13 protein-coding genes are annotated in these 18,078 nt (G+C 70.8%); 6 read left to right on the top strand and 7 right to left on the bottom strand.

Annotated features, from left to right (window positions below):
- Positions 1–114 precede the first annotated feature (114 nt).
- The 3 genes from ACFWRO_RS27955 (at position 115) to ACFWRO_RS27945 (ending at position 5,625) form a co-directional block, all read left to right on the top strand.
- Positions 115–1,410, top strand: coding sequence for a GAF domain-containing protein (locus tag ACFWRO_RS27955; protein WP_384514465.1), 1,296 nt, complete (start codon positions 115–117; stop codon positions 1,408–1,410).
- A gap of 45 nt (positions 1,411–1,455) precedes the next feature.
- A complete protein-coding gene (locus ACFWRO_RS27950; RefSeq protein ID WP_384514462.1) occupies positions 1,456–2,979 on the top strand; it encodes an aldehyde dehydrogenase family protein in 1,524 nt (507 codons plus the stop codon).
- Between the two features lie 612 nt (positions 2,980–3,591).
- Positions 3,592–5,625, top strand: a complete 2,034-nt coding sequence (locus ACFWRO_RS27945; RefSeq protein ID WP_384514459.1) for a S8 family serine peptidase — start codon at positions 3,592–3,594, stop codon at positions 5,623–5,625.
- A gap of 457 nt (positions 5,626–6,082) precedes the next feature.
- On the opposite strand, the gene ACFWRO_RS27940 is transcribed toward ACFWRO_RS27945, so the two are convergent.
- Positions 6,083–8,209: a SpoIIE family protein phosphatase gene (locus tag ACFWRO_RS27940; protein WP_384514456.1), complete on the bottom strand. Its 2,127-nt coding sequence runs from the start codon at positions 8,207–8,209 to the stop codon at positions 6,083–6,085.
- 200 nt (positions 8,210–8,409) lie between these two features.
- Between ACFWRO_RS27940 and ACFWRO_RS27935 the strand changes: the two genes are divergently transcribed.
- A complete protein-coding gene (locus ACFWRO_RS27935; protein WP_384514453.1) occupies positions 8,410–9,654 on the top strand; it encodes a PP2C family protein-serine/threonine phosphatase in 1,245 nt (414 codons plus the stop codon).
- Positions 9,655–9,727: 73 nt separating this feature from the next.
- Here ACFWRO_RS27935 and ACFWRO_RS27930 read toward each other — a convergent pair whose 3' ends face one another.
- The 6 genes from ACFWRO_RS27930 to ACFWRO_RS27905 form a co-directional block, all read right to left on the bottom strand.
- Positions 9,728–11,062 carry a geranylgeranyl reductase family protein gene (locus ACFWRO_RS27930; RefSeq protein ID WP_384514450.1) on the bottom strand — a complete coding sequence of 445 codons (1,335 nt, stop codon included), beginning with the start codon at positions 11,060–11,062 and terminating at the stop codon, positions 9,728–9,730.
- Between the two features lie 190 nt (positions 11,063–11,252).
- The gene (locus ACFWRO_RS27925) at positions 11,253–12,491 is read right to left on the bottom strand and encodes a cytochrome P450 (protein WP_384514447.1); all 1,239 of its coding nucleotides are present in this window, start codon (positions 12,489–12,491) and stop codon (positions 11,253–11,255) included.
- 24 nt (positions 12,492–12,515) lie between these two features.
- Positions 12,516–13,940, bottom strand: coding sequence for an NAD(P)/FAD-dependent oxidoreductase (locus ACFWRO_RS27920; RefSeq protein ID WP_384514444.1), 1,425 nt, complete (start codon positions 13,938–13,940; stop codon positions 12,516–12,518).
- A complete protein-coding gene (locus ACFWRO_RS27915; RefSeq protein WP_384514579.1) occupies positions 13,897–14,121 on the bottom strand; it encodes a ferredoxin in 225 nt (74 codons plus the stop codon). Before ACFWRO_RS27915 ends, ACFWRO_RS27920 begins: the two co-directional genes overlap by 44 nt.
- 112 nt (positions 14,122–14,233) lie before the next feature.
- Entirely contained in the window at positions 14,234–14,872 is a 639-nt protein-coding gene (locus ACFWRO_RS27910) for a hypothetical protein (RefSeq protein WP_384514441.1), read from the bottom strand.
- 171 nt (positions 14,873–15,043) lie between these two features.
- The gene (locus ACFWRO_RS27905; RefSeq protein ID WP_384514438.1) at positions 15,044–16,147 is read right to left on the bottom strand and encodes a PP2C family protein-serine/threonine phosphatase; all 1,104 of its coding nucleotides are present in this window, start codon (positions 16,145–16,147) and stop codon (positions 15,044–15,046) included.
- A gap of 447 nt (positions 16,148–16,594) precedes the next feature.
- On the opposite strand from ACFWRO_RS27905, the gene ACFWRO_RS27900 reads away from it, so the two are divergent.
- Positions 16,595–17,179, top strand: coding sequence for a hypothetical protein (locus tag ACFWRO_RS27900; RefSeq protein WP_384514435.1), 585 nt, complete (start codon positions 16,595–16,597; stop codon positions 17,177–17,179).
- 22 nt (positions 17,180–17,201) lie between these two features.
- Positions 17,202–18,035 (top strand): DUF5995 family protein, encoded by an 834-nt coding sequence (locus ACFWRO_RS27895; RefSeq protein WP_384514432.1) that lies wholly within the window; start codon positions 17,202–17,204, stop codon positions 18,033–18,035.
- Positions 18,036–18,078 lie beyond the last annotated feature (43 nt).

Here is an 18,078-nt window from a genome sequence, read left to right as displayed (position 1 = left end):
CGGGGTGTCGGGACGCTTGTCGACAACGTCATCGCGGATGACGATGACGACGGACGGACGGCGGGGACGGACCACGGGACGGGACCGTCGTGGGACCTCGACGTGGAGGCCGAGTTGAGCGATGCGTGGCTGGCGGCGGAGCCGGACGCCGGGGCGCTGCGGCGGGCGCACGAAGTGTTCACCAGCGGCAGCGGCAGCAACGGCGGTCAGGTCCCCCTCCCGTCGGTGCGCCCGCTGGTCGCGGAGTCGTGGCGGCGCTCGGCGCGGGCCAGGGTGAGTCCGGACGGCGCGGCCTGTGTGGAGCTGGCGGACGACGAGCTCGCCGAGCACCGCGCGGGGCATCCGCTGTCCGCGGCGATGCCGGTGATCCGGGAGCTGATGGGTACGTACGCGGCGGACGGCGAACACCTCCTGGCGGTCTGCGACGCGGCGGGCCGCATGCTGTGGGTGGAGGGCCATCCGGGGACGCTGCGGCGGGCGCGGGCGATGAACTTCGTCGCCGGGGCCCGCTGGTCGGAGTCGGTGGCCGGGACGAACGCTCCGGGGACCGCGATCGCGGTGGACCGCCCGGTGCAGGTGTTCAGCGCCGAGCACTTCCAGCGGCCGGTGCAGGCGTGGACCTGTGCCGCCGCTCCCGTACACGATCCGCGCACCGGGCGCCTGCTCGGCGCCGTCGACATCACGGGCGGGGACGGCCTTGCGCACCCGCACAGTCTGGCGTTCGTGCAGGCCGTGGCGCGGGCGGCGGAGTCGCAGCTGGCCCTGCTGGCGCCGCCGCGCACCACCGACCGGATGCGGCTGACCGCGCTCGGCCGGGACGAGGCGCTCCTGACCGTGGCGGGCCGCCGGCTGCGGCTGAGCCGGCGCCACAGCGAGATCCTGGTGGTGCTGGCCCATCGCCCGGAGGGTGTGGGCGGCGACGAACTCCTCACGCTCCTGTACGAGGACGAGTCGGTCACCCCGGTCACGCTGCGGGCGGAGCTGTCCCGGTTGCGCGGGCTCCTGGGGCCGGAGTCGCTGCGCTCGCGCCCGTACCGGTTGGCGGCCGAGGTCGACGCGGACTTCGCGACGGTGGACCGGCGCCTGGGCTCGGGTGCGGTGTCGGCGGCGCTCGCCGACTACGCGGGGCCGCTGTTGCCGGCGTCCCGCGCCCCCGAAGTCGTACGACTGCGGGAGCGGCTCGCGGGCCGACTGCGGGCGTCGCTGGTGGAGCGGGGAGACGCGGCGCTGCTCGCGGACTGGACGTACAGCGCGTGGGGCGAGGACGACGTGGAGATGTGGCGGGCCCTTGCGGAGGTGGTGCCCGCCTCGGGCAGGCCTCCGGTACTGGCCCGCCTGCGCGCCCTGGACGAGGAACTGTCCGCGGGCGCAACGGGGTTGCAACGTAGGGCTCCGCACACTCGGCGATGAGCGCCGGTCAGGGACGGCCGGCGTCGTCCGAGGGAGGCCATGTCCATGACCCGTTACGCCGCACCCGGTACCGAGGGCGCGCTCATGTCGTACCTGCCGCGCTACGACCACTGGATCGGCGGTGAGTACGTGGCCCCGGCGCGGGGCCAGTACTTCGAGAACCCGAGCCCGGTCGACGGCCGCCCCTTCACCGAGGTCGCCCGCGGCACCGCGGAGGACGTGGAGCGGGCCCTCGACGCGGCGCACGCGGCGGCTCCGGCGTGGGGTCGTACAGCGCCGAACGAGCGGTCGAACGTCCTCCTCAGGATCGCCGACCGGATGGAGGCGAAGCTGGCGGAGCTTGCCGTCGCGGAGAGCTGGGAGAACGGCAAGCCGGTCCGCGAGACGCTGGCGGCCGACATCCCGCTGGCGATCGACCACTTCCGCTACTTCGCGGGGGCGTTGCGCGGCCAGGAGGGCGCGCTGAGCGAGATCGACGACGACACGGTGGCGTACCACTTCCACGAGCCGCTGGGGGTCGTCGGGCTGATCATCCCGTGGAACTTCCCGATCCTCATGGCGGTCTGGAAGCTGGCGCCGGCGCTCGCGGCGGGCAACACGGTGATCCTCAAACCGGCCGAACAGACCCCGGTGTCCGTGCACTTCTGGATGAGCCTGGTCGCCGATCTGCTGCCGCCGGGCGTGGTCAACATCGTCAACGGCTTCGGACCCGAGGCGGGCAAGCCGCTGGCGTCCTCGCCGCGCGTGGCGAAGATCGCGTTCACGGGCGAGACGACGACGGGGCGGCTGATCATGCAGTACGCCTCCGAGAACATCAAGCCGGTCACGCTGGAGCTGGGCGGCAAGTCCCCGAACATCTTCTTCGACGACGTCTGGGCGTCGGACGACGACTTCCGGGACAAGGCGCTGGAGGGCTTCACCATGTTCGCCCTGAACCAGGGCGAGGTCTGCACCTGCCCGTCCAGGGCCCTGATCCAGCGCGGCCACTACAGCGAGTTCCTGGAGGCGGCGATCGCCCGCACGGAGCTGATCGTCCCGGGCCACCCGCTGGACACCGACACGATGATCGGCGCGCAGGCCTCCGACGACCAGCTGCGGAAGATCCTGTCGTACCTGGACATCGGCCAGCAGGAGGGCGCGAAGATCCTCACGGGCGGTCAGCGCATCGAGTACGAAGGCGAGTTGGCAGGCGGCTACTACGTCCAGCCGACGATCTTCGAAGGCGACAACCGCATGCGGATCTTCCAGGAGGAGATCTTCGGCCCGGTCGTCGCGGTCACCTCCTTCACGGACTTCGACGACGCGATCCGCACGGCGAACGACACCCTCTACGGCCTCGGCGCGGGCGTCTGGACCCGCGACACGAACACGGCCTACCGCGCGGGCCGCGCGATCCAGGCGGGCCGCGTCTGGACGAACTGCTACCACGCCTACCCGGCCCACGCCGCCTTCGGCGGCTACAAGCAGTCGGGCATCGGCCGCGAGACCCACAAGATGATGCTGGATCACTACCAGCAGACGAAGAACCTGCTGGTGAGCTACTCGCCGAAGAAGCTCGGGTTCTTCTAGAGGCACAATGAAGGGCGCCTGGCCCTGGCTTTCACCCGGCAGGCGCCCTTTGCCGGGCACTCCGCCACTCCTCCTCAGGCTCACGAGCCCACGCGTTCTGGTCGAACGCCCACGGGTACGGGGACGGCCCGCGCCGGCATCGCAGTGGCCATACGAGTCAACGATTGCCGGCCGGCCGGAACTCTGCGACACAGTCGTCACGGTCTGCTCTGCAGACTCGTCGATCTTCCCGAGGGTGCGAAAGAGCACGTGGTGTGCCACCCTCACGGTGCTCCCCTTGGGCAGGGAATGGTTCTGCCCTCCGGCCCCAGGACACCACAGACCACGCCTCCGCGCGCCCCGCACAGACGTGGAGGCCCAGGCCGGCGCTGTTGTCGAGCGCCCTGCCGGAGCAATGCCGAGCCCGGATGGGGGCCTCCGGGCGGGCTCGGAGTGCAGGGGGACGGTCGCCCGCCTAGCGTGATCGCCGAACGGAACAACCACGCAGCCCGGCGTGCCATCGGTCCAGACGGGCTTCGGCCATGTGGGCGTCGGCGCGGCCAGCGCCGGGGCGCGCCACGGCTGCCCGGTGCGCGCCCGTCAGCATCCCCCCACACCCTCCGGGAGTTCGGCATGGCCCGTATCACCATCAACGGCGTGACGGTGGACCCACTGGTCCAGTCCGATGAGATGGTCGCCGCATCGCTGGTGTCCGAGGACGCCTCCGCGTCCAACTATCTGCTCGTGCAGACGACACACCCACCCACAGCCGAAGAGAAGGAACAACTCTCGGAGCTCGGCGTGGTGATCCAGGAATACGTTCCGGACGACACCTATCTGTGCGGCTACCGGCCGAGCGATCTGGACGCCGTACGCGCACTGCCGTTCGTGGCCTGGGCGGACGTGTACCTCAAGGGCTTCAAGATCGGCCAGTCTCTCCGGTCGACCCGGCTGCGCACGGGCGTCGCCGAACTGGCCGAGCCTCTGGTCGGTGCGGGTCCGCGACCCCGCCTCGTCGACATCGTCCTGCACGAGGACGTCGAAATGAGCGAGGACGGACTGCGGGACCGGATCGCGGCGGCGGCCGGAGCCAGCCATGGCGACGTACAGCCCGACGGCGAGAAGGTCCGCATCACGATCCGCGACGAGGACCTGTCCGCCCTCGCCTCGCTCGACGAGGTGAAGGAGATCGAGGAGGTCCCCGAGCGGGTCCTGTACAACACCGTCTCGGGCACCCTGCTCAACGCCCACGTGTCGCTCAACGGCACGAAGTTCCGGGGCGAGGGCCAGATCGTGTGCGTCGCCGACACCGGCTTCGACAAGGGCTTGAACACCAATGTGCACCCCGCCTTCACCGGCCGGGTCAAGCGGCTGGTCGCCCTGGGCCGTACGAGCCCCCCGCGGACGGACGACCCCGACGGGCACGGCACCCATGTGGCGGGCTCGGTCCTCGGCGACAGTACGTCGGCGGCGATGGGCGAACCCGTCACCGGAACGGCTCCGGAGGCGAGACTGGTCCTGCAGTCCGTGATGGACGAGAACGGCGAACTCGGCGGCATCCCGAACAACCTCCGCAATCTGTTCGAACCGCCCTTCCTGGAGGACGGGGCACGGATCCACACCAATTCGTGGGGCCCGGTAACCCCGGGGCTGCCCTACAACCAGGCCGCGAAAGAGGCCGATCGGATGGTCTGGGACAACAAGGACTTCGTCATCCTCTTCGCCGCGGGCAACGACGGCACTGACCGGGACGGGGACGGACGCATCAACATGAGGTCCGTCAGCGGGGAGACCGCGGCCAAGAACGTCATCACCGTGGGAGCCAGCGAGGGCCACCGGCCCGAGATCTCCAAGACGTACGATCAGCTGACGGGCGGACAGATCCGGTGGCCGGTCCCGCCGATCAACGGCGACAAGATGGCGGACAACCCCCGCGGGATGGCGGCCTTCAGCAGCCGGGGCCCGTCCCAGGAGGGACGCTTCAAGCCCGATGTCGTCGCCCCGGGCACGTCGATCCTGTCCGCCCGCTCGCGGGTGGCGCCGGCGATCACGACCTTCGGTGTCTCCACGGACCCCGCGTTCTCCTTCATCAGCGGTACCAGCATGGCCACCCCGCTGGTGGCCGGCTGTGTGGCGGTGCTCCGCGAGACGCTTGTGAAGAACGGCACCCCGAAGCCCAGCGCCGCGCTCATCAAGGCCATGCTGATCAACGGCGCCGACGAACTGGCCGGTCAGTACGTCCCCACCGAGGCGGGCCCGTCGCCGAACAACAACTCCGGCTTCGGCCTCGTCAACCTCAAGCGTGCCGTCGTCCTGCCGACCGACGCCGGCCGGGCGGGCTTCACCGACGCCAAGGAACTGGACCAGGGAGAGGAGCGCACCTTCGTCATCACCATTCCGGAGGGAGCGGTCCGCACGCTGAAGGTGACCCTCGTCTGGACCGACCCCCCGGGGGCGGCCCTGCAGAACGACCTCGACCTGATCGTCCGCGCGGACGGTCAGGAACGCCACGGCAACATGGGCACGGGTTCCGGCTTCGACCGCGTCAACAACGTCGAGCAGGTCCACTGGCGAGACATCCCCGCCGGGGAGACCGAGGTCGTCGTGAGCGCTCACCGGATCACTCTGTTCGCCCAGCCCTACGCCGTCGCCTGGCGCATTCTCTGAAGCACATGCGGGCAAGGTCCCGGCCCGTTCGGTCGGGCCAGGACGCCGAGGCCCGGGGGCGCGGACAACAGTCGGCCGCGGTGACACTCTCCGCGTCCGCCGACCGTTGCCTCCGCGGCCCCCGTTGAGACGCCACGGCAGGAGCTCCCACCGAGATCACCAACAGCCATACGTCGGCGATCAACCGGCTCGCCGCCGCAAGGGCGACCTGTCAGGAGCCGGCCGACGTGGACCGCGGCACGCGTTCCGGGACGCGGCAGCTCACCTCGGCCGTGGCCGAAGAACCTGCTGGTCAGCTGCTCCCCCAGGAAGCTCGGGTTCTTCTAGAGGCACGAAAAGAGGCGCCTGACCTGCACTTTCGCCCGCCAGGCGCCTCTCGCTCGCCCCGCGTAAGGACGGATGGTCCTGACGACCTCCCACTTGTTTCCGCCCTGGGCGTTCCCGGGCCGGCCCCCGGTCACGCCTCGGCAGCGGGGGCGTGAGCGAGGGCCGGAGTCGTTGCGAGGTTCCAGGCCGCCCAGAGCGTCTTGCCTCGTCCTGAGGGCCTCACGCCCCAGCGCTGGGTGAGGTGGGCGGTGATGAACAGGCCCCGGCCGTTCTCGTCCGTGTCCAGGGCGCGGCGAAGGTGCGGACTGGCACTGCTGTCGTCGGTGACCTCGCACACGAGCGTGCCGTCGTGGATGAGGCGCAACTGGATCGGCCCCTTCGCGTAGCGCACGGAGTTGGTGACCAGCTCGCTGACGACGAGGGCAGTGTCGTCGATGACGTCCTGGGCCAGTCCCCACTCAGCGAGTTGGGCCACGGCTCTCCTGCGCGCCTGCCCGGCGCTCTCCGGACTGTTGGGAAACGTCCACGCCTTCGTCTGGGAGTCGCCCAACGTGCGGGTGCGGGCCAGCAACACATAGGCGTCGCGAAGCGGCTGCTCTGGCGCGAGGGCGTCGGCACACCTGTCGCACGCGTCCTGAAGGGAGGGCTGCGGTTCGGCGAACAGGTCGGTCAACCGATTCAACAGCGACTCCCGGCCGCCGGCCGCGGTCAGCAGAGCGGTGTTGCAGATCAGCAGGGTGCTCCCCTCGGGCAGGACGCGTTCCGTGAGCGCGTACTCCGCGAGGCCCTGCCCGAGAGGTGGTCCGGCCGCGACATCCAGGAGTTCGACGGCGCCGCCCGGATGGACCAGAACCGGTGCCGGGTGTCCCGCGCTCGCCACGGTGCACAGGCGGGTGACCGGATCGTAGACGAGGCAGAGGCAGGTGGCGGGCGTTCCGTCACCGGTATCGGGTGCAGCCGTGTCCGGCGGGGTGCTCGGGCGACTGGCGAGGTCGTGAAGACGCTGGAGGATGTCGTCCGGCGGCAGGTCGAGGTCGGCCAGCGCCTCGATCGCCGCGCGAAGCTCGCTCATCGCCGCCGGACGCGAAGTCCCGGACGTGGTGTCCCCGGCCACGAGGGCGACCCTGGCCCCGGAGAGGGAGATGACGTCGGACCAGCCGCCGCCCGTGCCGGCCGGCAGGTGGGTGCGGGCGAGTTCGACGGCTGTCACGACGGATGCCTGCGCCTGGGCGAAACCACCGGACAGGATGCGGGCGGCCGAGCGCTCACGCCCGTAGAGGCGAGCGTTGTCCAGGCACTGGCCCGCGAGTGTGGTGAGCTGCTGCGCGAGCCTCAGGTGCCGGTCGTCGAACGGGGCCGGTTCGCGCCAACGGTAGAAGCACGCCAGGCCGAGCACCACACCCCGCGCTCGGATCGGAACCAGCAGCATGGAATGCGCCCGCGCGCTCAGGATCCGGGAATACCGCCGATGTCGGGGATCGAGCCAGGGGGCGTCCGGGCGCAGTCGTCGGATCAGCTTGGGGGTCAGGGTGTCCAGGACGGTTCGGTACGGCGTGCCGGGTGGGTACACGTCCACCTCGCCCACGGCGGGGACGCCCTGCTTGTCCGGTCCTGCGACCGAGCGGTATCCCACGCGTCGAACGGTCTGATCCCGGGCCAGAGCGTCCGCGACGGGAGCCCGGCCGCCCAGGACCACGTCGTAGACGTCGACGGTCACGGTGTCGGCCAGAGCCGGTGAGACGACCTCGCAGAACTCGGCCGCCGTACGGAAGATGTCGAGCGTGGTTCCGATCCGTGCGGCCGCTTCGTTCTGCAGGCGCACCTCCGCTTCGGCCCGCACCCGGGCGGTGATGTCGGTCAGCGCGGCGGCCAGCCCCAGCACGGTGCCGTCGGCCCGCTGCAGGCGGAACAGTGACGCCGAGGAGACGGTTTCGACCGGGGGGACACGTCGGTCGCGGAACCGGATGGTCATATCGAGCTCGGGCACGCCGGTCTCCAGCACCCGGCGGGCGGCCCGTTCCACAGACGCGGGGTCGGTGATCTCGAAGGACCGCAGGATCTCCGGCAGCGTACGGCCGAGCAACCGGTCGAGCGGGAACTCCGGCATCAGCCGGGCCGCCGTGTTCACCCGTACCAGACGCAGCTCCTGGTCGTACACGTGCAGGCCCATGGGCGACTGGGAGAAGAGCGCGTCCAGTACGGCGCCCTCCAGCCCCTCGGGGACGGACCGGCTGTCCGGATGATCTTCACCAACCACCGTGTGAACGCCCCTTCGACGAGACGGGTGGACCGCGCTGCCTTCCATGCAACGCCCGCCCCACCCACCCGGCCATCGCAGTGGAGTGGCCGGGTGACGGCGGCCGGCCCCGCCGGCCGGGCCTGCTGAGGCGCGGTCGGCCGGAGCGCTGCGTACGCTGGTCGGAGGGGGCTCCTCTCGGGACGAGGATCGGAAGGTCTGTGAGGCCGGAGCTCGACCACGGTGCGTTGTTCGCCGCGACGCCCAGCCCGTATCTGGTGCTGGCACCGGATCTGGTGATCGTGGATGTCAACGAGGCGTACCTGCGGGCGACCGGCCGCACGCGGGAGGAACTGCTCGGGCAGCACGTGTTCGACGCGTTCCCCGACAATCCCGCCGACCCGGGCGCGGACGGGGTGAAGAACCTCGGGGCGTCGCTGGGGCGGGTGCTGGCCACCGGTGAGGCCGACACCATGGCGGTGCAGAAGTACGACATCCCCGTCGTCTCGCAGCCCGGTGTGTTCGAGGAACGCTGGTGGTCCCCCGTGAACACCCCGGTCAAGAACGCGGACGGGCGGGTCGCGTGGATCATCCACCGCGTGGAGGACGTGACGGCGTTCATGCGGTCCCGCCGGTCCCGGGGCCGGAGCGAGGGGCGGCGGCTGACCGAGCGCGAGGAGGGGATGGAGGCCGAGCTGTATGCCCGCGCGCGGGAGCTGCAGCGGCTGAACGAGCAGCTGCGGGCTGCGCACGCCCGGGAGCGGGAGGTCGCCGTCACCTTGCAGGAGGCCATGCTGCACTCCCCGGATCTGGCTCGGCACAGCGACGTGGCGGTGCGCTATCTACCGGCGGTCGGCTCGCTGAACGTGTGCGGCGACTGGTACGACACCGTCGACCTGGCCGAGGGGCGGTTCACCGTCGCCGTGGGCGACGTCGTCGGGCACGGGCTGGAGGCAGCCACCGTCATGGGCATGCTCCGCAGCGCGCTGTCCGCGGCCAGTCGGGCGGTGGCCGGGCCGGCCGGGGCCCTGGAAGTGCTGGGCATGTACGCCCGCTCCGTGGACGGCGCGCTCGCCGCGACCGCGGTCAGCGTGCTCGTGGACACCCGCTCCAAACTGCTCGTCTACTCCAGCGCGGGGCACCCGCCGCCGGTGCTGCTGCACACGGACGGCACGTGCGAGCTGTTGGACCAGGCCACCGACCCGCCGCTGGGAGCCAGACCCGAGCACGTTCCCCGGCCGCAGGCCGGCACCGCCTACCGCCCGGGTGACACCCTCGTCCTCTACACCGACGGACTGATCGAACGCCGCGACGAGGACATCGACACCGGCCTGGACCGGCTCACCACCGCCCTGGGCGACCTCGCCGGCCTCGACCCTGATCAGCTGGCCGACGCGCTGCTCGCGCGACTCGGCGTCGCCAGCGGAGCCCGCGACGACATCGCCCTCGTCATCGTCCGCGTCTGAGCCCGCGGAACGCCCGGCACCGGACGCTTGTCGCCGGCGCCGGGTGGAGTCCGGAGGCGTCGGTGCGAGCGGTCTACCTCCGTGGAAGGGGAACGAGGCGCAGCAGCCCGTGGAGGACAGCGTCGATGGTGTCCTGTGCGGGCTCATCGGTCACATGGGTGAGCAGGCGGGCCAAGGTGCGCAGCACGTGGGGTGAGGCCATCACACGGGGGTGCAGGACGGGGCGGAAGCCGTAGCGCGAGAAGACCAGATCCCCGGCGAGGTTGCCCAGCCGGTAGTAGCGCGCCCATCTGCGCCGGATCTCGGCCGGGTACTGGTGCAACGCGTGTTCCCGGCGCGGTCCGGCCGGGCGGGCCAGTGCCAGGGCGATGATGTCCGCCGCCACCTCGGCGGCCTCCATGGCCTGGGCGATGCCCTCGCCGCTCCACGGACTGACCATGCCGGCACTGTCGCCCACGAGCAGCACGCCCCGCCGGTACTGCGGCCGCCGGTTCAGTCCCATCGGCAGCGGCGCGCTGCGCAGAGGCGAGTCGGCGGTCTCTTCGCCCAGCCCCCAGTCCGCGGGCAGGCGGGGCAGCCAGTGGTCCAGCGCCGCTCGCAGGTCCACCGGCCTGCGCCGTCGCTGCTGTGGCAGGACACCGAGGCCGACGTTGACGCGCCCGTCCCCCAGGGGGAACACCCATCCGTATCCGGGCAGATCCCGTCCGCTACGAGGACAGCGCAGGTCGGCCCAGAGCTCCAGGTACGGGTCATGCGTACGGGTCTCACTGCGGTAGTACCGTCGGGCCGCGGCTGCGACGGGCCTCCTGTCGTCTCGTTCGAACCCCAGGCCGAGAGTGGTGCGCGCCGAGGCTCCGTCGGCGGCGATCACCAGCGGCGCCCTGTAGCGGACCGGTTCCTGCCCCGGTCCGCGGGAGGCGGACACGCCGATGACGTGTCCTGCCCTGTCGGTCAGCGGGCCCGTCACCTTCACGTGGGTACGCAGGCGCGCTCCGGTGGCGCGGGCGTGAGCGGCGAGAAGGTCGTCGAAGTCGTGCCGACTGCGGGTGAGTCCGAAATCGGGAAGGGCACCCAGGCGCGGCCAGTCGATCTCGGCCTGGTGGCCGCCGCAGACCCAGCGCATGCCCTTGTTGCGCATCCACCCGGGTGCGTCGATGTCGATGCCCATCCGCACCAACTGGTACACGCTGCGCGGTGTCAGCCCGTCGCCACACACCTTCTCCCGGGGGAATCCGCCCTTCTCCAGGAGCAGCACGTCCACACCCGCTCTCGCGAGGTGCACCGCGGCGGCGGAACCCGCCGGACCCGCCCCCACCACGATGACCTGTGCCTCTTCGTCACCGGCACCTTCGGGGCCCGACCTGCCGGCGTCGCGGCCGTCGCCGGCCTCGCCACTTTTGGTGATCACCCCACCACTATGCCCAGGGCGGGGGTCGGTGGAACGCGCGGCACGGCAGAAGCGGCCTGCACGGCACGGCCCATCAGGGCTTGCACACAGGCGGACCCGGGGCCGACAGGGCGCGCAGGGGGAACGCAGGGTTCACACCCCCGCTGCGCTGCGGCTCGGTATGCGTGATCCGCGTCGGCTGTGCGGGGCTCTACGGTCTGATCCCGTCGCAGGCGATCCGCAGATGGCGCGGCCCGCGCAGTACGGCGTTCTGGCGGTACTGGGGCGGGTCGTCCAGCAGGCGTGGGTTCTCCAGTCTCCGGGCCAGCTCCGACAGGGCGAGTTGGGCCTCCAATCGGGCGAGTGGTGCGCCGAAGCAACTGTGGATGCCGCTGCCCAGGCCGAGGTGCTGGATGTCCGGGCGATCCGGGTCGAAGCGGTCCGGGTTCTCGAAGCGCTGCGGGTCGCGGTTGCCGGACGCCAGGACCAGCCAGAGGCTGGAGCCCTTCGGGATGGTGACGCCTCGGACCTCGATGTCGGCGAGGGTGGTGCGCCCCGGGAGCAGTTGCACCGGCGGCTCGAAGCGGAGCAGTTCCTCGACGATGGGCACTGACAGTCGCGGTTCGGTGCGCAGCCGCTGGAGGACGTCGGGATGGCGCAGCAGGGTCAGCATGCCGTTGGTGATGAGGTTGACCGTGGTCTCGTGCCCCGCGATCAGGAGCAGCGCCGCCGTGCTCAGCAGTTCCATCGTGGCCATCGGGCCGTCCGGGCCCTTCGCCGTCGCCAGCTGGGAGAGCATGTCGTCCCCGGGGTTCTTGCGGCGCTCCTCGATCAGGCCGGCGAGGTACATGCCCAGCTGCATCCGGGCCTCGTGCGCCGCACCCTTGTCGCGCTCGGCGGGATCGGCTTCCGGGTCGGGGTCCAGGCTGGCGGCGAGGGTGTCCGCCCAGGTGTGGAAGCGTGCCTCGTCCTCGCGGGGTACTCCGAGCAGCCTGCAGATCACCGTCACCGGGAACGGGTAGGAGAACTCCTCCACCAGGTCGATGCGCCCCGGGTCACCGAGACGGTCGATGAGGCCGGCGACGATGTCGTGGAGCTCCGGGCGCATTCCGTCGACCCGGTGGGGGGAGTGCGGCGGTCCGAAGTGCCGGTTCGTCATGCGTCGCATCCGGTCGTGTTCCGGCGGGTCGAGCCGTAGGAAGCTCGGCGGCAGGGCGCTCTCCTCGGGGGCCGGTTCCGACAGCGGGTCGGCGCTGCCGGACGCCAGGTTGCGGGCGTCCGAGCTGATCCTGGGATCGTGGAGAAGGCTGCGGATCTCGTGGTACGTGCTGATCACGTACGGCCCGTCGGTCTCGTGATGGACCGGTGTCCTCCGCAGCTCCTCGTAGATCGGGTACGGGTCGGCCCGGTTGGCGTAGTCCAGGATCTGGTGCAGCAGGGTTTGCGTCATGGCAGGTCCTTGTGGCCGTGCGGGTCAGTGCGCTGGGGTGAACGTCATCCGGCGGTCGGCCGGCGAGTATCCGCTGAGGGTCACGGTGGGGCCGTGGCTGGGGACCGACGGGTCGGGGAAGTCCGCGTTCATCGGCCGTTGTCCGTCCGCGTGCCGGTCGACCGTCGGGAACTGCGGCGGAAACGGCGCGGTGCGCTCGATGAGTTCCCGGTAGAACGGCAGCCACCGGCCGTGGTCGAAGGAGACGGCACCGATGACGCGCCCCTGGTACCCGTAGACCCCGACGAACCGGCGGCTGTCCAGTGAGCCCTGCGCGATCAGGATCTCCGTCGCCATCGAGGGCACTCCGACCGACTTGATGTTGACGCCGAACTGGGAGGACCAGAAGGCCGGCACGTCCATGTGCGGCCGTCGGTCGATGCTCTCGCTGAGCATGTTGTGCGCCGCGATCCCGGCCTGGGCGACGGCGTTGCCCCAGTGCTCCAGCGACAGGAACTGGTACCCGAACAGGGGATGGGGGCAGCGGGCGACGTCGCCCGCGGCGTAGATGTCGTCGGTGACGATTCCGCGGATGTCGAAAGCCCGGCAGCCGGCATCGCAGGCGATTCCGCGGGGCCCGGCGCCGAGCCCGGAACCGTTCAGCCATTCGGTGTTGCGGAGGGCGCCGAGCGAGACGACCACCACGTCGGTCTCGACGGTGGAGCCGTCGGACAGATGCGCGGCGCGGACCCGTCCCGAGGCGTCGCCCTCCAGGGCGGTCACCATCACCCCGCACCGCAGGTCCACACCGTGCTCGCGCTGGAGGTCGGCGGCCACCGCGGCGATCACCCCGCCGAGCGCGCCGACCAGGGGCGCGGCGCCTCGTTCGGCGACGGTGACGGGGAGGCCGCGTTCGCGGCAGGCGGAGGCGACCTCCGAGCCGGCGAACCCTCCCCCGATGACGAGGACCCGCTTGGGTCCCGCGTCGAGCCGCCGGGCGAGCGCGGCGCCGTCGTCGCGGGTCCGCAGCACGAAGACGCCGTCGAGTTCCGCCTCCTCCTCGCGCGGCCACGGCCGCGCCCGGACACCGGTGGCGATCAGCAGCCGGTCGTACGGCACCTCGCCGCCGTCGGCCAGCCGCACCGTCCTCGCGGCCATGTCCAGGCCGGTGGCGGGAACGCCGAGCCGCCAGGTCGCGTCGAGGGATCGGAGCCGGGGCAGCGCGGTGCGGTCGGCGCGCGCCCTGCCCAGCAGCACCCCCTTGGACAGCGGGGGCCGGTCGTAAGGTTCGCCGGCCTCGTCGCCGATCATGGTCAGAGACCCCGCGAAGCCATTGGCGCGCATGGTCTCCGCAGCCCGTAGGCCTGCGAGCGAGGCGCCGACGACGACGATGCGGCCCTCGCGTTTGAGCTGCTCCAAGGCTCCGTCACCGAGCACCGGGCACCGCCTCGGCCGACTCGTCCACGGCATCGACGAGGATGGCCTGCACGGGGCAGGCCGCGGCGGCCTGGGCCAGCTTGTCGCGCAGTGCCTCGTCGGCGTCCGGGTCGTACAGCAACGCCTCGTCGCCGTGCATGGTGAAGATCTCGGGTGCGAGGAACGCGCACTGCGCGTACCCCTGGCAGCGGTTCAGATCGACGGCAATGCTCACCACGGGATCGGTTCCTCTCCAATGGCCCGGTCGAAGCCCCTGCGCCCACTCTCGTCGGCCGGGAGAGTCACAGCCACGGGAGCGGGGCGACCGAGTGAGCGGCGCGGCCCGATCAGGTCGAGACGGCGGACCGTGACGCGGGGGGATGCCGGCCCCACAGGTTGTTCAGGCTGAGAACGAACACCCAGGCCGGGAAGACCAGCTCCGACCAGGGCACGTTCGCTCCCACCACGAGCAGCGTCAGGCCCGCCAGGTAGCCGACGGCGGTGAGCGGGCGCGGGAGGACGCCGAGCCGGTGGCCGATGGTCGAGGCCGTGATGACGAACACCGCGGCCATCCGCATGGCGTAGGTGGTCAGTAGGGCGTAGGCGACATCGCGGCCGAAGGAGGAGCCCTGTCCACCCTCGTCGAGCACGCTCCAGGCCGCCGCCGCGGCGCCGAACAGCGTGGCGACGAAGACCAGACCGCTGCCCAGGAACACCGTGGAGACGAACTTGTCCTCGCGCTCGCCCATCTGCTCGCGCAGAGCGCCCATGAACCACAGGAACGCGATCCCGGCGAAGGGGATCAGCTCCAGCGCCGTCCGCACGGCGCTCCGCTGCCCTGCGTCCACGGTCACTTCTGCCGCGCTGACGCCGCTCGGCACGGCGATGCGTACCAGAACGATCGCCGTGGCCGTCAGGATCGCGAACACCATCCCTGCCACCCCGGCGGCCCACGGCGTCGCGAGGCGCTTGTGCTTCCGCTCCATGGTCTCCCGCTTCGCTTCCTGCCTGACATCCCTTCGTCCAGACACCCGTGATCGCGGGACGCGCGCCACCGGAATCACCCGACAGGAAGAGCTCGGTGCGCCATACAGGCCAGGGCGGGGCCGACCGCACGAGCGGCTCGCGGCCGGCCGCAGCGCCCGGGCCCTGTCCCGTCAGCCCGGCCCGGAGGTGTCCAAGGTGAGGATCAGGAGGGTGACGTCGTCCTGGATCTTGGGGGCGAAGCGGCTCAGGTCGGCCCAGATCTCGTCGGGCAACTCGGCCAGGCCGACACCGGTCATACGGGCCAGGCGCTCGACGAACGGGTAGAAGGCGCCGGAGGCGTCCCGTGCCTCCAGGACACCGTCCGACGCCAGGAGCAGCCGGTCCCCGGGCAGAAGCGAAACCGTCCCGGCTGTTCCGGACATGACATCGGCGAGGCCCAGTCCCAGGGGCGGGCCGGGGTCGAGTTCCAGGGTGCTCACGGCTCCGCCGCGCAGCAGGACCGGGGGCGGATGGCCGCAGGCCAGGACACGGACCTCTCGCCCGTACGGCGCGAAGTCCAGAAGGACGGCCGTGGCGAAGAGTTCCGCGTGCTCCGTCCGCGCGGAGTCGACCACGAGCCTTCGGTCCAGCCGCGCCGCGATCGACTCCGAGTCCACGTCGTCCAGCACGGCCTCGCGGAACGCTCCCAGGACGGAGGCGACCGTCGCGACGGCCGACAGACCGTGCCCCTGCACGTCGCCGAGGACCGCCCGCACCCCGTGGGGACCGGGCCGAACGTCGAAGAAGTCGCCTCCCACCAACGTGCCACGCTCGGCGGCGCGGTACAGGCTCGCGCAGCGCACGGGCCCGACCCGCGGCCGTACGTCCGGGACGATGGCCCGCTGGGCCGTCTCGGCGACGGTACGTTCCAGGTCGAGCTGCTCGTCCCGGCGCCCGCGGACGAAGGAGACGAACACGCTCAGGGCCGCGACGAAGCCGAGGGTGAAGAGGTCGGTGTTGCCGGGCCGGTTCAGATGGAAGAGGGGAATGGTCAGCAGCCCGATCGTCGCGGCACCGAGGCAGGCCGTGGCCCACGCTCCGTAGGCCAGGACGGCCAGCGGAGGCACCGCGCCGAGCAGGAAGCCGATGTCCAGCGGAACGGAGTCGGTGAGGGAGGCCGCTCCGACCCCGACAAGCAGCAGCACGGGCAGAACCCGCACCCAGCGGGGCGGCGGAGCCCCGCGCAGCCAGCTCCGCCGGTACGCGCCGGTCGCCGCGTTCCTTGGCTTCGCCACACCACCAGGCTCCTATGCCGGCGTGCGCCGCGCACGCCACGGTGGCCGCTGCACCGGTCCGGCAGAGCGGGGCCGTGGACGTCCTCCTGGCTCCATCCGAGAAGCGGCACCCACCACCGTTCTCGCTGGTCAGCGGGGGCGGGTCGGCTGCGGCAATGGGCGTCGGCCGCGAGGTGGATCTTCGCTCAGCCCGCCGCGGGACCGGCCGATGACATGGTCGTGCGGCTCGTGGGCCGGGGCCCCTTTTTTGCCAGCTCCTGCCGCTGCGCGTCAGTCGACGACACACCCGAACCAACGGTCGGATGATCTGAACGAATCGGCCTAGGCCGTGCCGGATCCGGCGGCGAAACAGAGGCCTGGAGGCGGCCGGCTTCTTCTTGAGGTCCGCATAGGTGGCTGAGCCGTCCAGAATCATCATTCACAGAGCGTGATGATATGCTACGCAACGTGACAATGGAGCCCGAGGGCATCTCTCGACAGCGCACGAACGCGCCCAATCGCGTCTACTACTTCGACATCGGGACCGGCACCTGGCACGGAATCGCCACCTTCCGCGTCACCTCTTGGCGTCGTCTCATGCGCAGCCGCATCGGGTTGACGAACAAGCTGCTCGCGACCGCCATGCACGTCGTCGAGCGCCTCACCGGTGCGCCACGGCAGGAGTCGACGATCGTGGCGAAGCCGAACGAGGGCGAGTTCGGTCAGGCCGACAATGTGGTCAGGATCTCCAAGTTCGGCATGACCCTCTACCTCTTGGAAGAGCAGTACGTGCTGCACAGCAACGGAACCGGAGTCACTGTAAACGGGGACGAGAGGCTCGGCCCTGTGCCTGGCCTACTCACGCGGACCTTCACCTACTCTGCGGAAATTCGCGACGAAGGGATGGCCGCGACCTACCTCATGCCGTTGCTCGGAACCCCTTGGACCGCGGACTATCAGGTGGCGCCCGACCGCCAGAGCCTCTTCGCGGAATTGGTGTGCGACTGGGGCAGGGCGACCGAGGAGACCCGCCTCATCAGCCCGCCGGCTTAGCGGGCGGCAGGAACATCCCCCGATGACCGCCGAGTTCATGCCCCCCGCCGAAAAAGTCGCCCTGGTCGCCGAATTGCTTGCCGACCGGGTCAGGCAGTACGACGCCACACACGATCGCCGGGCCGCGTTCGCCTACACCTACTACCGCCTCACGACGACGCTCGCCACGGGCTTGGACACAGGCACCCCCGAGTTCAACGACCCGCCATGGGTCGCCGAGCTGTGCGAGACGCTCGCAGCGGCCTACTTCAGCGCGATGGACAGTATTGACGAATGGCTGGCAGGACGATCCGGTGGCTCCGCAGACGAGGTCAAGCCCAGTGATCTGCCGGACTCCATCCCTCAACCATGGAGAGATGTCTTCGCCGCTTCGAGTTTCCGGCACTCCTACACGCTGGAAGACGTGCTCTTCTCCATGATGGCGCACATGTCGTACGACTTGCCGGAGGCATTGCGGCGCATGGCGACGACGTCCACGGGCGACCGCAGCCACATCGCGGACTTCCACCGCATGAACGACGTGCTGGCGTCCTGTATCGACGGGGTCCAGGACGACCTTTCGTCCAGGTACATTCGTGGGCTCAGCTCTTTGGACAGGCTGTTCACCCGTAGTGACGAACTGCTGAGCAATTACGGGATCCGGGTCGCACGGGGCTTGGCCTGGTTCAACTGCGACAGACTCTTGAACCCGGATTCGACCGAGGAAGCGTCGCGGTCGATCGGCAAGAGCACCGCCGCGCTCATCTCCGAAATCCGCTCCCCCGGCGACTGGAAGCTGCGCGCCGGCTTGTGGATCCTGCGCAGGTTGATCCCCGATCGCCGGCACTGGCCCGCGGCGAGTACGCCGGTCGCGTAGAAAGCCGAAGCCTGTACGGAGCCGACGACCTGCCGCAAGTCCC

Origin of the sequence: Streptomyces sp. NPDC058579 (assembly GCF_042718575.1) — a bacterium.
In the GTDB taxonomy this organism is placed as follows: Bacteria; Actinomycetota; Actinomycetes; order Streptomycetales; family Streptomycetaceae; genus Streptomyces.
This window is presented reverse-complemented; position numbering and strand designations above follow the sequence as displayed.

Coding starts and splice junctions, on each gene's coding strand:
- ACFWRO_RS27910 (WP_384514441.1), bottom strand. CDS start 14,872: ATGGAGCGGAAGCACAAGCGCCTCGCGACGCCGTGGGCCGCCGGGGTG.
- ACFWRO_RS27945 (WP_384514459.1), top strand. CDS start 3,592: ATGGCCCGTATCACCATCAACGGCGTGACGGTGGACCCACTGGTCCAG.
- ACFWRO_RS27925 (WP_384514447.1), bottom strand. CDS start 12,491: ATGACGCAAACCCTGCTGCACCAGATCCTGGACTACGCCAACCGGGCC.
- ACFWRO_RS27920 (WP_384514444.1), bottom strand. CDS start 13,940: ATGCCGTGGACGAGTCGGCCGAGGCGGTGCCCGGTGCTCGGTGACGGA.
- ACFWRO_RS27895 (WP_384514432.1), top strand. CDS start 17,202: ATGACCGCCGAGTTCATGCCCCCCGCCGAAAAAGTCGCCCTGGTCGCC.
- ACFWRO_RS27950 (WP_384514462.1), top strand. CDS start 1,456: ATGACCCGTTACGCCGCACCCGGTACCGAGGGCGCGCTCATGTCGTAC.